This is a genomic window from Arthrobacter sp. UNCCL28, from assembly GCF_900102805.1.
Classification (GTDB): domain Bacteria; phylum Actinomycetota; class Actinomycetes; order Actinomycetales; family Micrococcaceae; genus Arthrobacter; species Arthrobacter nicotinovorans_A.
Map to the genome: position 1 here is coordinate 353,733 of NZ_FMWE01000002.1, position 13,373 is coordinate 367,105.

14 protein-coding genes and 1 riboswitch are annotated in these 13,373 nt (G+C 63.5%); of the genes, 6 read left to right on the top strand and 8 right to left on the bottom strand.

Annotated elements, in window-relative coordinates; genetic code table 11:
• Positions 1–9 precede the first annotated feature (9 nt).
• From BLQ01_RS06315 to BLQ01_RS06325, 3 genes are all read right to left on the bottom strand, one after another.
• Entirely contained in the window at positions 10–972 is a 963-nt protein-coding gene (locus tag BLQ01_RS06315) for a GNAT family N-acetyltransferase (RefSeq protein ID WP_091550645.1), read from the bottom strand.
• A gap of 2 nt (positions 973–974) precedes the next feature.
• Positions 975–2,360 (bottom strand): glycine--tRNA ligase, encoded by a 1,386-nt coding sequence (locus BLQ01_RS06320; RefSeq protein WP_026541472.1) that lies wholly within the window; start codon positions 2,358–2,360, stop codon positions 975–977.
• Between the two features lie 145 nt (positions 2,361–2,505).
• Positions 2,506–3,510 carry a DMT family transporter gene (locus BLQ01_RS06325; protein WP_091550646.1) on the bottom strand — a complete coding sequence of 335 codons (1,005 nt, stop codon included), beginning with the start codon at positions 3,508–3,510 and terminating at the stop codon, positions 2,506–2,508.
• A 23-nt stretch (positions 3,511–3,533) separates the two neighbouring features.
• On the opposite strand from BLQ01_RS06325, the gene BLQ01_RS06330 reads away from it, so the two are divergent.
• The gene (locus BLQ01_RS06330; protein WP_026541470.1) at positions 3,534–3,761 is read left to right on the top strand and encodes an RNA-binding S4 domain-containing protein; all 228 of its coding nucleotides are present in this window, start codon (positions 3,534–3,536) and stop codon (positions 3,759–3,761) included.
• Positions 3,762–3,880: 119 nt separating this feature from the next.
• On the opposite strand, the gene BLQ01_RS06335 is transcribed toward BLQ01_RS06330, so the two are convergent.
• The gene (locus BLQ01_RS06335) at positions 3,881–4,531 is read right to left on the bottom strand and encodes an alpha/beta hydrolase (RefSeq protein WP_026541469.1); all 651 of its coding nucleotides are present in this window, start codon (positions 4,529–4,531) and stop codon (positions 3,881–3,883) included.
• Positions 4,532–4,601: 70 nt separating this feature from the next.
• On the opposite strand from BLQ01_RS06335, the gene BLQ01_RS06340 reads away from it, so the two are divergent.
• From BLQ01_RS06340 to BLQ01_RS06350, 3 genes are all read left to right on the top strand, one after another.
• The gene (locus BLQ01_RS06340; RefSeq protein ID WP_051420857.1) at positions 4,602–5,444 is read left to right on the top strand and encodes an SGNH/GDSL hydrolase family protein; all 843 of its coding nucleotides are present in this window, start codon (positions 4,602–4,604) and stop codon (positions 5,442–5,444) included.
• A 74-nt stretch (positions 5,445–5,518) separates the two neighbouring features.
• Positions 5,519–6,682: a winged helix DNA-binding domain-containing protein gene (locus tag BLQ01_RS06345; protein WP_091550648.1), complete on the top strand. Its 1,164-nt coding sequence runs from the start codon at positions 5,519–5,521 to the stop codon at positions 6,680–6,682.
• 94 nt (positions 6,683–6,776) lie between these two features.
• Complete coding sequence (locus BLQ01_RS06350) at positions 6,777–7,259, top strand: hypothetical protein (RefSeq protein ID WP_091550649.1); 483 nt, start codon at positions 6,777–6,779, stop codon at positions 7,257–7,259.
• A gap of 36 nt (positions 7,260–7,295) precedes the next feature.
• Here the strand turns inward: BLQ01_RS06350 and BLQ01_RS06355 are convergent, their stop codons facing one another.
• Together BLQ01_RS06355 and BLQ01_RS06360 are read right to left on the bottom strand one after the other, a co-directional pair.
• Entirely contained in the window at positions 7,296–8,417 is a 1,122-nt protein-coding gene (locus BLQ01_RS06355; RefSeq protein WP_091550651.1) for a homoserine O-acetyltransferase MetX, read from the bottom strand.
• 15 nt (positions 8,418–8,432) lie between these two features.
• Positions 8,433–8,549: riboswitch (SAM riboswitch) on the bottom strand.
• Positions 8,550–8,734: 185 nt separating this feature from the next.
• Entirely contained in the window at positions 8,735–10,075 is a 1,341-nt protein-coding gene (locus tag BLQ01_RS06360) for a bifunctional o-acetylhomoserine/o-acetylserine sulfhydrylase (protein ID WP_302846715.1), read from the bottom strand.
• Between the two features lie 202 nt (positions 10,076–10,277).
• On the opposite strand from BLQ01_RS06360, the gene BLQ01_RS06365 reads away from it, so the two are divergent.
• Positions 10,278–10,916, top strand: a complete 639-nt coding sequence (locus tag BLQ01_RS06365; RefSeq protein ID WP_026541463.1) for a VOC family protein — start codon at positions 10,278–10,280, stop codon at positions 10,914–10,916.
• Between the two features lie 142 nt (positions 10,917–11,058).
• Here the strand turns inward: BLQ01_RS06365 and BLQ01_RS06370 are convergent, their stop codons facing one another.
• Positions 11,059–11,832 (bottom strand): CPBP family intramembrane glutamic endopeptidase, encoded by a 774-nt coding sequence (locus BLQ01_RS06370; RefSeq protein ID WP_091550653.1) that lies wholly within the window; start codon positions 11,830–11,832, stop codon positions 11,059–11,061.
• Positions 11,833–11,855: 23 nt separating this feature from the next.
• Between BLQ01_RS06370 and BLQ01_RS06375 the strand changes: the two genes are divergently transcribed.
• On the top strand, positions 11,856–12,536 hold the full coding sequence (locus BLQ01_RS06375) for a histidine phosphatase family protein (protein ID WP_026547271.1): 681 nt from the start codon (positions 11,856–11,858) through the stop codon (positions 12,534–12,536).
• A gap of 40 nt (positions 12,537–12,576) precedes the next feature.
• Here the strand turns inward: BLQ01_RS06375 and BLQ01_RS06380 are convergent, their stop codons facing one another.
• Complete coding sequence (locus tag BLQ01_RS06380) at positions 12,577–13,368, bottom strand: DeoR/GlpR family DNA-binding transcription regulator (protein WP_026541460.1); 792 nt, start codon at positions 13,366–13,368, stop codon at positions 12,577–12,579.
• Between the last annotated feature and the right edge of the window lie 5 nt (positions 13,369–13,373).

A 13,373-nucleotide genomic window follows, 5' to 3' on the forward strand; every position in this document is an offset into this window, starting at 1 on the left:
AATCAGTGGTCAGTCGCTGACGATCACCGTGTCCGCGCCCCGTACATGGGCTTTCCCGGAGTCCAACAGGGGCTCCAGGACAGTGCGCAGCGCCGTCATTGAATCATCAACTTCCAGCAGGACAGGGTGCTGGTAGGCAATGAGTGCCAAAAGGTCCCGCACCGCGAAAGCTGCTTCCTCGGCCGAGAGCTGTGGATCATGGCCCAGGAAGACATCGGAGGGCTCGTCGGAGTTGCCTTGGGCGTAGCTGATGGCGAAGGCCTGGATCTTGCCCTTCCTGCTGGCTGGAACGCCCTGGCCAAATGCACTGGCTTTGGGCGCGCGCAGGACAATCGCCCCATGGGCACCAGTGAGGTCGTGCAGGAACAAGCGCTGCACCGTGGCAATGCTGAGTTCCCCCGGGTTGTCCCAGTGATGAACGTGTGAGTAGTACTTGCCCACCACGTCGCTCAACTCAACGGATCCCGTGGCCAGGTCTTCCACGCGCTCTGAAGCGGCTTCCTCGGAACCGTCGCCGAAGCGCGGCAAAGACAGAGGTTCCGGCTTCACCACAACCAGCTGGGAACGCTGGATGGGAACCAGTCCCGCGGCAGCAGCAAAAGCCGCACCCGCAGTGCCCGGCTCCACCTTGCTGCGCAGCTTGGAAACGCCCGACGGCGAGTTCGCGGCTTCGCGGCGGAGCATGGTCAGCAGGGTGGCACCGACGCCTTCACGCCGGTGGTCCTTGGCAACCTCGATGTACGCCCAAAGACGTTCGGGGTGCAGGGAAGCCTCGTGGACCACGCCGGCGGCAACGGGAATCCGCACGCCATCGACCACGTCTTCGGCCACGATGCACCGACGCCAGGGCTGGTTGCCGGACGGTGCCAGGGCCGCCCGGAACTGCTCAGCGGGAAGTGTCTCGGGGCCACCCCAGATTTCCAGGAGGGCGAGGTCGTCGCCTTCCTTCCATTCGCGGTACTCCAAAGCCACGGTCAGGCGCCGATCAGTCGAGCTGCCAGGTAGCCCTCAACCTTGTCCAGGGAGACGCGTTCCTGGCTCATGGTGTCGCGCTCACGGATGGTCACGGCCTGGTCTTCGAGGGTGTCGAAGTCCACAGTGATGCAGAACGGGGTACCGATTTCGTCCTGGCGACGGTAGCGGCGGCCGATGGCGCCGGCGTCGTCGAAGTCGATGTTCCAGTTCTTGCGCAGCTGGGCACCCAGGGCCTTGGCCTTCGGGGACAGGTCCTCGTTGCGGCTCAGCGGAAGGACGGCGGCCTTGACCGGCGCCAGGCGGGGATCAAGCTTGAGCACGGTGCGGACGTCGACGCCGCCCTTGGCGTTGGGTGCCTCGTCCTCGGTGTAAGCGTCGATCAGGAACGCCATGAAGGACCGGGTCAGGCCTGCGGCAGGCTCGATCACGAATGGCGTGTAGCGCTCGTTGGTGGCCTGGTTGAAGTAGCTCAGGTCCGTCCCGGAGGCCTTGGCGTGCGTGGACAGGTCAAAGTCCGTGCGGTTGGCGATGCCCTCAAGCTCGCCCCACTCCGAACCCTGGAAACCGAAGCGGTACTCGATGTCCGTGGTGCCCTTGGAGTAGTGGCTGAGCTTTTCCAGCGGGTGTTCGAAGAAGCGGAGGTTGTCCTCACGGATGCCCAGGTCCGTGTACCAGGACATGCGCTCCTTCATCCAGTACTGGTGCCACTCTTCGTCCGTTCCGGGCTCAACGAAGAATTCCATCTCCATCTGCTCGAATTCACGGGTACGGAAGATGAAGTTGCCGGGCGTGATTTCGTTGCGGAACGACTTGCCGATCTGGCCGATACCGAACGGCGGCTTCTTCCGGGACGTGGTCAGGACGTTGTTGAAGTTCACAAAAATGCCCTGGGCGGTTTCCGGGCGCAGGTAGTGCATGCCTTCTTCGCTGGCCACCGGGCCGAGGAATGTCTTGAGGAGGCCGGAGAATTCCTGGGGCTCGGTCCACTGGCCGCGCGTGCCACAGTTGGCGCAGACGATGTCGGCCAGGCCGTTTTCTGCCGGGCGGCCCTTCTTTTCCTCGTACTCTTCCTCGAGGTGATCCGCGCGGTAGCGCTTGTGGCAGGACAGGCATTCAACCAGGGGGTCGGAGAAGACTTCCACGTGGCCGGACGCTTCCCATACCTGGCGGGGAAGGATGACGGAGGAATCCAGGCCTACAACATCCTCGCGGCCGCGGACCATGCTCTGCCACCACTGGCGCTTGATGTTTTCCTTCAGTTCGGCGCCAAGGGGACCGTAGTCCCACGCCGAACGGGAGCCACCATAGATTTCACCGGCCTGGAAGACAAAGCCCCTCCGCTTGGAGAGGGAAATGACCTGGTCAAGGACGGATTTTGCTGCCATGGGTAACTCCATTTGTTCTACAGGGCCGCTGGGTGCGGTCCGCGGTGGTGTGCCCCGGAATCCGGACGAGGTTGTCCGGCGGGGTGTCGGGGGAAAAGTTTGTTGCAAGTACCCGAAGATACCGGAAAGTCATGCGAGTCCTACCCTACCGGCCTTTGGCAGGGCTTCTCCTTGTCAAGGCACCTTTGGGCCAGGGCAACGTCGCTACGATGATCGCGGCCAGCGTCAGGACCGTACCCAGTACCGTGGGCAAGGCGACCACCGCGCCGGGACTGGGGATCACGACGTCGAGCACCAGCGAGCCCACCAGTTGACCGGCGATCATGCCCAAGCCGGTGATCAGCACGCCCAAGCTGCGGACCAGCAGCGCGGCCAGGCCAATAAACAGGCATCCCATGGGGCCGCCGAGGTAGTACCACCATTCCGGGGGAAGCGGATTTCCCGGTCCTGCCACAGCCAGCTTGATGATCCAGGCCACCCAGAGGATGGCCGACCCGGCAATGAAATTGACCAGGGTGGCTGCGATGGGTGTCCCGTAATGCACTGTGGCGGTACCGTTCATGGCCTGCTGGAAACTCATGAAGAATCCGGCTGCAAGCGGCAGCAGCACTGGAAGGACCAGTGAAGCAATGTCCGCATCTCCGCCGAACCGGGGTGATACAGCCCAGGCCACGGCGGCCACTGTCAAAACACTGCCGATGACAGGGACTCCCGTGATGGCACGTTTGCCGCCCGGCCCGATTCCCATCCTGTCCACCAACAGCCCGCTCAAGGTTTGTCCCGTCACAGCCGCCACCGTGAACAAGGCCACACCGAGCAACGCCACCGTGAACGACTGGGCAAAGACGAAGAGAGCGCCGATGGCTCCGGCCATGACGTAGAAACGGGGAAAGCTCCGGTTGCGGACCGCGGGGATGATGCGTTGGAGGCCAGCCCTGCCCCTGGGGGTGGCCAGCGAAATCGCGGTAATCAGCAGCAGGCCTGTGGTGAAGCTCACCACGGCAGCTGCGATGCCGTCGTCAAGCCTGGCGCCGAGGGCCCCATTGATCCTTCCCTGAAGCGGGATGACCAAGCCTGTTGCTACTGCGACGGGGAGGCCAACGGCGAGTGGAAGGGTGGGACGGGGAGAAGGCTGCGGCACTGTCACCACACTACTTCAGGCATCATTGCTGTATGAGCACTCCGGAAATCGAAGAGATCCCCATCCGCGACGACATGATCCGCCTTGGCCAGCTCCTGAAGCTTGCCAACCTCGTGGAGGACGGCGTTGAGGCCACGGAGCTCATCAAGAACGGTCTGGCCAAGGTCAACGGCGAAATCGATGACCGCCGTGGCCGCCAGCTCCACGTCGGCGATACTGTGACGGTCAACGGCCGGACAGTCCGAATCATCGCCGCCTGATACAACTCATCGCCGCTGTTACACCGCGGGGTCACTTGTGGCCCCCTGCCCTGCGTTCAAGGGTGCATAGGTGACCCCGCGTTGGTTTTGGGCCGCGCTGGTTTTGGGCCGCGCTGCTCCTAGGCGGTGAGCACTTTGTGGGTGAGGAATTCGCCCACGTGGCCGATCTCCTGTTGGTTGATCCCGTGCCACATTCCTGTGTAGAGCACCTTGGTGAGGTCAACGTGCCCGCGCACCCAGCCCATGGTGTACTCGATCTTGTCCTGGGTGATGACGGGATCCTGCTGGTCCCGGCCCCAGAACATGGGCAGCGAACCATCCAGTTCGTGGTCCCGGAACGCGGCGTCAGCGCCGGCGTCGATCACAAAACCTGAAAGCCCGACGACGGCGGCAAAGTCTGCGGGACGGTAGCGGAGCATGGTGGTCGCCATGGCCATCCCCATGGAGAAGCCCAGCAGGGTGACCGAAGTGTGGTTCGCCTTGACCGTATCCAGCCATGCCAGCGCGTACTCGGCCGCAAGCTTCACAGCGTCCAGTGAGTAATCGATCGATGCCGTGAGCGGGAACCATGTGAAGCCCGGCCCCATGGGCATGGGTGCACGAAGTGCCGCAACCACGAAGCCTTCCGGCAGCAATCCGGCAAGGCTGAAGAGGTCGTCCTCGTTGGAGCCGTAGCCGTGCAGCAGGACCAGGAGAGGCTTGCCTGCCCGCTCGGCTTCATCATGGGACCACAGGACGACAGGTGCTGGAAAGGGGGTTGCTTCAGTCATGGCTCCATTCTTGCAGTTACCCACAAGTAACAACCTACGGTGGCGTAGGGTCGCGGTCAGGGGGCAGGATATGAGCGTGAGTGAGAACAATCAGTTGTTGAAACCCGGCGATCCTGTACAAAAACACCCCTGGACCCGATACGTGGCACTGGGAGACTCCTTCACCGAAGGCATTGGGGACCCCGAGCCCCGGAATCCCGGCGGCCACCGCGGCTGGGCGGATCGGGTGGCGGAGGAACTGGGCCGCGGCCAGGAAGACTTTGCCTACGCCAACCTTGCCATCCGTGGCAGGCTGCTCCAGCAAATCATCGATGAACAGGTGGCCCACTGCCTGGAACTGCAGCCTGACCTGGTATCCATCTCCGCAGGCGGCAACGACCTCATCCGGCCAGGCGGCGACCCCGATCTTCTGGCCGAAAAACTCGATGCCGCAGTAGGTGAGTTGAGCTCCGGAGGCGCTGCGGTGGTGCTTTTCAACGGTCCGGACACGGCATCCTCCGTCCTCGGACGCATTCGCGGCAAGGTTGCCATCTACAACGAGAACCTCCGGACAGTGGCCGCGCGCCACGACGCCATCATCGCTGACATGTGGTCACTGAGGCAGCTGGCAGACCCGCAAATGTGGGACCCGGACCGCTTGCACTTCTCTCCCCTGGGCCACCACACGATCGCCATGATGGTCCTGGACGCCCTGAACGTCCAGCACACCCTCGAACCGCTGCTGCCCAAGCCCCTGCCGCCCCGCACGTGGCGGGAGGCCCGTTCTTCGGACCTCGTTTGGGCCCGCGAGTACTTTGTCCCCTGGGTTATCCGAAGACTGCGGCACCAGTCCTCCGGTGACGGCATCAGCCCCAAACGTCCGACGCCGGGTCCCGTCTTCGGTTCCAGCGGCACCGTGCTGCCACGACGCTAGGTTGACGTCCTGGTGCTGGTAATCCGGAGTCATGGTGGCTGCAGTTCCCGTAGCTTCAGATTCGTGTGGGCTCGATGACCGACAGCGCGTTGATGTTTGCCGAAAGCGTCCGGCTCCTGCGGCTGCGTCGGCAAGGATTGCGGGCTCCTTCGTCCGCGGATGCCGGGGATGTGGTCCGCAACCTGCTTGCAGTGCAGTCCCAGGAATTTCCGTATGCGCGGTGGACCCTTGCCCAAAGGACCACGGCTTCCACCACCGTCAATGACGTGGAAAGGGCCGTTGCAGAGGGAACCATCCTTAGGACGCACATCCTCCGGCCCACCTGGCATTTTGTGCACCGGGACGACCTCGGCTGGCTCATGGGACTCTCTGCGGACCGGCTCCATCAGGGAAACAAAGGCATGTACCGCCAAACAGGGGCTGACGCGGAATCGACCGCCCTCAGTGGCCGGATCCTGGCTTCGGCGGTTGCCGACGGCGCCCACAAGACCCGGGAAGAGCTGGGCGGGATACTGGAAAAAGCCGGTCTCCCCGGCAAAGGCCTGGGGTTCATTTACCACCTCATGCACGCCGAGATCAGCCGCATCCTGGTGAGCGGCTCCCCCATCCGCTCTGCCGGTGGCGCGCTGAAGCAGACGTATGCCCTCTTCGAGGAACGCGTGCCCGGCTTCGTTCGTGCGCCCCTGACAGGCGAGGACCGCGAAAAGGCCTTGGGCGGGTTGGCGCTTCGGTACTACACCAGCCGTGGACCCGCCACCATCAAGGACTGCGCCGTCTGGTCCGGGCTCACCATGAAAGATGTGAAGCTGGGCATCGAGGTCGCGGATACGTTGTCCCCCGGCGCCCTTGCCACGGTCACCCAGGACGGCCTGGGGTTTTACCTGGCCCGGGAAGATGTCAGTGAGCTCACCGATCCCGCGTGCTCGTCGCCGCCTGACGAAGCAGAACTACCCCGTGTTGACCTCATCCAGTGCTACGACGAATACGTCATGGGCTACTCACAGTCCAGGCACTACCTGGGCGGGACAGCGCCATACTTCCCCGAGGACAATGGACCTATGCACGTAGTCCTGCTGGAGGGCAGGTTGGCTGGATGGTGGCGGCACGGCTTTTCAGGGGGTGCCTGCCAAGTGGAGGCCCGGATGAACCGGGCGACAACCGCGGCGGAGCAGGAGGCCTTAGAGGCCGAAGTGGAAAGGTACGGCCGGTTCCTGGGCATGGAAGCCACGCTCGTGTGAAAGTGCCAGCGCCTCCGGACTGCTCGGTTCCCTTGGGCAAAGTCCATGCTGGATGGCAGGACTAAGCTGGAAGGAGACCTAGGAGGCCTGCACTGTGAACAATCTGATCTTCTGGATCATCGTCTGCTCGTGGCTGATTCCGCTCGGGATCCGCATGTACAACCGCTCCCGAGGCCGCCGGATCCAGCAAGGAACGTTCCGCGACCCCGGCTACCCACCGCAGAACCTGCCCGGTCCGGGCTACCCACCGCAGCAGAACTACCCCGGCCAGCCCTACCCCGCGGAAAGTCACCCGCAGCAGAACTACCCCGGCCAGCCGTACCCACCGGAAAGTTACCCGCAGCGGAACTACCCCGGCCATCCGTCCGAGCCGACCGTCATCCGCCCGGCGGAGACGTCACCGCAGTCCGGGTCGCCGTCGAGCACTTCATCCCCCGCGCCGTTTCCGTCAACCGGCGGATCGGAGCCGCAAGGCTACCGTGCCCGCAAATTGGCTGAGCTGGACGCGAAGTTCAGCAACGGAGAGATCGCCATGGAGGATTACATGAAGCAGCGCGGCGAGATCATGAACGGCTGAGGCTTACGGCCGACCCAGCCCGCGGCAGCCGGCAGCTCAGGCGAAGAAGGCTTCCCGAAGCTGCGGAGCGAGCTGCCCAATCTCCGTGAGGAAACCGTCGTGGCCGATCGGTGCCTCAATAACGTGGACCGGAACCCTACCAGGGAGCGCGGCTGCCAACTCCTGGGATTGAGCGGGAAAATACAGCCTGTCGCTATCGACCGCGGCCACGAAAAACTTCGCCGTGGTCCGCGACAAAGCTGACTCCAGGGATCCCCGGCCGCGTGCGACGTCGTGGGACATCAGGGCTTCTGTGATGGCGATGTAGCTGTTGGCATCAAAGCGGTGGACGAGCTTTGTCCCCTGGTGGTCCAGGTAGCTTTCCACCTGATACCTGCCACGCTCACCGAGCACCGCGGCGGCCAGGGGTGTCTCCTGGTGCTGGGCTTCCCGGCCGAAGCGGAAATCCAGTTCCAGCGCCGAGCGGTAAGTGATGTGGGCGATTCGCCGGGCCAAGGCCAGCCCGTGTTCAGGGGCCTTGCCTGCGTAGTAGTCGCCGTTGTTGAAGTTGGGGTCCTGGCGGATGGCCAGTGTTTGGGCCTGCGCGAAGGCGATCTGCTCGGCCGTGCTGTAGGCGCCTACGGAAATCACGGCGCAGCGTTTGACGCGTTCCGGGTAGGTCACAGCCCATTCCAGGGCGCGGGCACCGCCCATGGATCCACCCAGGACGGCGTGCCAGGAGTCGATTCCCAAGGCATCGGCGAGGCGCCCTTCTGCCACTGTGCTGTCGCGCAAGGTGACCAACGGAAACCGGGAGCCCCAGGGGCGGCCATCGGGTGCCTCCGACGACGGTCCCGTGCTTCCGTAGCAGCCGCCCACGATGTTGATGGAGACCACGAAGAACCTGTTGGTATCGATGGTGGCTCCGGGGCCCACCAATTGCTCCCACCAGCCTTCCTCGTCCGTGGCTCCCCGTGCCACGTGGGTGCTGCCCGTGAGGGCGTGCTGGATCAGGACGGCGTTGGAGGCATCTGCATTCAACTGGCCCCAGGTCTCGTAAGCCAGGACGACGTCGGGAAGGAACCCGCCGGCTTCAAGTTCCAACGGCCCGATGCCGGCGTACTTGACGGTTCCGTCTTCTTCTCCGGATTTTGGAAGGGCTGTAGCAGTAATGGTCATTCCTTTGACACCTTAACCTCGCGCTTGCCCGTCGCCTTGCGTGCGAACAGGCCAGGTCTTCACCCGGGGCACCCCACCGCGGAGGAGGGTTGCCGGCCAGCAAGCCGGGGCTGTGTGCTGGCACTCATGACCTAATACGAAGAGTCTAGGAAATGCAGGGCGGTTCTGGCGAAGAATGTGACAACAGTGTGACGGTTTTGGGCAGCTTCGTTCACCGATCACCGCCGTGGGATGCCGTCCGGCGAATAATCGACGGCCCGGACGGCATCCCCTTGGTTGAGGCGGCTACAGCCGCCTGACAGCCTTCAGCGGAGGGTTCAGGCTCCCTTGGCAGCCCGGAATCCGGCCTCGAGGTCTGCGATGATGTCATCCACGTGCTCGATGCCCACCGACAAACGCACCAACCCCGGGTTCACGCCCGCGGCGACCTGCTGCTCCACGGTCAACTGGCTGTGCGTGGTGGAGGCCGGGTGGATGACCAGGGATCGGACATCGCCGATGTTGGCAACATGCGAGTGCAGTTCCAGCGCGTCCACGAATCGCTTACCGGCTTCAACGCCGCCCTTGATGTTGAACGCCACAATGGCCCCGGTACCCCGGGGACCGTATTTGCGGCCGCGGTCATACCACGGGCTGGACGGCAGGCCCGCATAGGCCACCGATTCGACGTCGTCGTGGGCTTCCAGCCACTCGGCCACCTTGCTGGCGTTGGCTACATGGCGCTCCACCCGCAGGCTCAGCGTCTCAAGGCCTTGGGCAATCAGGAAGGCATTGAACGGTGAAACAGCTGAGCCGAGATCGCGGAGCAACTGGACGCGGGCCTTCAGGACGTAGGAGAGGTTGGCGCCCAATGCTCCGTCCTTGCCCAGGTCCCTCGCGTAGACAAGGCCGTTGTAGCTGGGGTCCGGGGTGTTGAAGCCCGGGTAGCGCTCCGGGTCCTTACCGAAATCGAAGTTGCCGGAATCGACAATCACGCCGGCAATGGCAGAACCGTGGCCGCCGAGATACTTGGTGGCGGAGTGGACCACGACGTCGGCGCCCCATTCAATGGGACGGATGAGGTAGGGCGTGGACAGCGTGTTGTCTACGATCAGTGGCACGCCGGCTTCGTGGGCAGTCCGGGCAACTCCCTCGATGTCCAGGACGTCCTGGCGCGGATTCGACACCACCTCGCCAAAGAAGAGCTTGGTGTTCGGCTGCACGGCATCGCGCCACTGGTCCAGGTTGTCCGGGTCCTGGACGAACGTCACCGAGATGCCGAACTTCTTCAGGGTGTGGGCCAGCAGGTTGTAGGTGCCGCCGTACAAGCTGGGGCTTGCAACGATGTGGTCTCCGGCCTCGGCGATGTTGAGGATGGCGAAGGTCTCCGCAGCCTGGCCCGAGCTCAGCAGGAGCGCACCCAAACCGCCTTCGAGGCTTGCGATCCTCTGTTCCACCGCATCCTGGGTGGGGTTGCCGATCCTGGTGTAGATGGGTGCGAGCTCAGCCAGGGCAAAGCGGTTGGCTGCGCTCTCGGCGCTGGGGAACACGAAGGACGTGGTCTGGTAGATCGGCAGCGCCCTTGCTCCCGTTGCGGAGTCGGGCTCCTGGCCTGCGTGGATCTGGCGGGTTTCGAAAGACCATCCTTGGGACATGGAGTTCTCCTGTTCGTGGCGCATGGGTTCTGTGGAAACGTGCTGCATGTGAGCTGGGCCCCAGTCTAGGAAGTGTCCGGAGCCTAAGACAGCTTTGTGACGCCGGTGGAATCTTTCGGTCTTTCAGCGTCTCTCCATGACGCCGCCCGTTAGCACTTATACACATCCCACCTTAGTTAGGCTTGACTTAGCTGAGACCCCGATCACAAAGTGCCAAGATGAAGCCATGCGCATGGATCACGTCTCTTACGCCTGTGAACGAGATGGCCTTTTGGCCACTACCGAACGAATTTCCGCGGCACTGGGAGTGGACGCTGTCCGGGGCGGAGTGCACCCGCGCTTCGGTACCCGGAACATGATCATTCCCCTTGCGGATAACAAGTACCTGGAAGTGGTGGAGGTCCTGGACCACCCCGCTTCCGACAAAGCACCTTTTGGCCAGGCAGTTCGTGCCCGCTCGGCCGCCGGTGGTGGCTGGATGGGCTGGTGCGTCGCCGTTGACGACCTGGCTCCGTTCGAGGACCGCCTTGGCCGCTCAGCCGTTCCGGGTAACCGCAAGTTCCCTGACGGCCGGGAACTGGTGTGGCAGCAGATCGGCATCCTGGGCTTGATCGCAGATCCCCAGGTCCCGTACTTGCTCAAGTGGGAGGGCGACCCCTCACTGCACCCGTCCAGGATCTACGAGAGCGACGTCAAGATGTCCAGCCTCACCATTGCAGGCTCGGCGGAACGCGTCACGGAATGGCTCGGAGAAGCGGTGGAGAAGCCGCTTGAAGACGTTGCTGTCCAATGGATGGCACCGCATGGCACTCCGGGAATCATGTCCGTAACTTTCGAAACCGCCTCAGGAGCCGTCACCATCTGACAGCCCCCTCCCCCGGGCCAGTCCCGCCGCCGGTCGATCCTGCCCGGAACAAACGTCGGCCTGGAACAAACTTCGGCCGCCATCAGCGGGTGCCAATGACGTCACCCACCGATGGCGGCCGGATACTTTTAACGCGCCCTGCCTACCCCAGCCCGATCGCCTTGCCGAACAAACTGAAGCCGACAAAGGCCACAATGTCCAGCAGGGCATGGGCGATCACCAAGGGCATCACCCGGTTGGTCCTGGTGTAGATCCAGGCGAACACCAGGCCCATCACCACATTGCCGATAAAGGGTCCAAAGCCCTGGTACAGGTGGTAGCTTCCCCGCAGGACGGCGCTGACCACAATGGCCACCGGCGCGCTCCAGCCAAACTTGCCGAAGCGGTCCATGAGGTACCCCACCACGATCACTTCTTCGACGATCCCGTGCCGCACGGCCGAGAGGATGAGTACGGGCACGGTCCACCAGTAGGCGTCCAAGCCGCTGGGGACGATCGCAGTGGTAATGCCCAGGGCCCGGCCGGCAGCATAGAGGCCCAGGGAGGGAATGCCGATCAGCGCAGCAAGTCCCACGCCGTGCAGCAGGTCCTTTCCGGGCCGGGCGAAGTTGAAGCCCAGCCGGGCGAAAGCCCCGCCGGCGCCGCCGTCGCGGTTCCCCTGGCTGTGGGTGGACAGGAAGTAGAACACCAGGGCCACCGGCACGAGGGCGAAGATGATATCCAGTAACTGGTAGGTGAGGTCAAAGTACTCGCGGGTGTTTTGGGACCTGTTCAGGGTGGACGTGGCATCAGCCAAAGGAGCCCGCGTCATCTTGTCCAGGAGTTGCACCACGGAATACACGGCCGACTGGCCCAGTGACAAGCCCAGGACAATCAGCACTTCGGCGCGTAATCGCCGTCGGGAAGCAAGAAGCATGTACCCACCCTATGCTTGGTGGGATGGGCGCCCCAGCGAGAATTTTCATGATCCGGCATGGCCAGTCGGCCGCGAACGCCGACACCACCATCTACAACCGTGTGCCGGACTACCGGATCCCCCTGACGGAGCTCGGCGTGGAGCAGGCACGCGTTGCCGGGGAGGACCTTAGACGCAAGCTCGACGGGCAGCAGGTCTGCGTCTACGTCTCACCGTATTTGAGGGCGTATCAAACCCTGGAGGCGTTGAACCTTGGCCCCTTGATGGAACGGGTCATTGAGGAACCCCGGCTTCGCGAGCAGGACTGGGCCAACTTCCAGATCGCCGGGGACATCGAGGACCAAAAGGAGCTCCGAAACCTCTACGGCCACTTCTTCTACCGGTTCCGCGAGGGTGAGTCCGGCTCGGATGTCTACGACCGCGTGTCGTCCTTCATGGAGACCCTCTACCGTCACTGGCAAAAGCCTGCGTATTCGCCCAACACCCTCCTGGTCACGCATGGGTTGACCATGCGCCTGTTCTGCATGCGCTGGTTCCATTGGACGGTGGAGTACTTCGAGTCGCTCAACAATCCGGACAACGCCGAGTTGCGTACGCTGGTGAGGGACGACGACGGCCAGTACAGCCTCGATCTACCGTTCAGCCAGTGGGTGCCCAGGGAAGTTGACGATTCCGTGCTGCATGCGCCCAGAATGCGGTTCTAGCCGCTGCAAGTTTCCTGCAGGGCTCAGTTCGCTGCAGGGCTCAGCCGGCGGCTGCGACGATGACTTCGGTGCCCTTGGCTTCGAAGGCAGCTTTGTCTTCGGCACTGATCCCGGAATCGGTGATGAGGTGCCTGAAGTCGTATCCGGCCATGGCGGCGAAGGAGCGGCGGCCCACCTTGGAGGAGTCTGCCACGACGTAGGATTCCGTGGCCCGGCGTGCCATCACGGTGTTGACCATGGCTTCGCCTTCATCGGTAATGGTGGGGCCGAGGTCCGGATCAACGCCGTTGACGCCGATGAACGCAATGTCCAGGGCCACTTTTTGCATGATGACGTCCGTGTAGGGACCCACCAGTTCGTAGGAGCGCGGGTTCAGGATGCCGCCGGTGACCATGATCTTGATATTGGGCCGGACCGCCAGTTGCGAGGCGATATTGATGGCATTGGTCACCACCGTCAGGGTGGGCCGGTTGGACGGCGCGTTGAGGTCTTCGCGGGTGGAGAGCAACTGGGCCAGCGCGGTGTTGGTGGTTCCGCCGCTGAGGCCGATCACGGCACCGGGCCGGATCAGGGCTGATGCGGCCAGCGCAATGTCCTGCTTGGCCTGGGCGTGGTCGTCACGGTTGTAGCGGCCCGGGAGGTCGTAGGCCACCGATCCTGTAGTGGCGCCACCCCTGGTACGGCTGAGGAGGCGCTGCTTGGCGAGGCTGTCCAGATCCCGCCGCGCCGTGGCCGGCGACACGCCAAGGCGCGTCACGATGTCCTCGACTTCCACATGGCCGGACTCGGCCAGGAGATCGAGGATGGCAGTCAGCCGATCGGTGCGGGTCATGACGG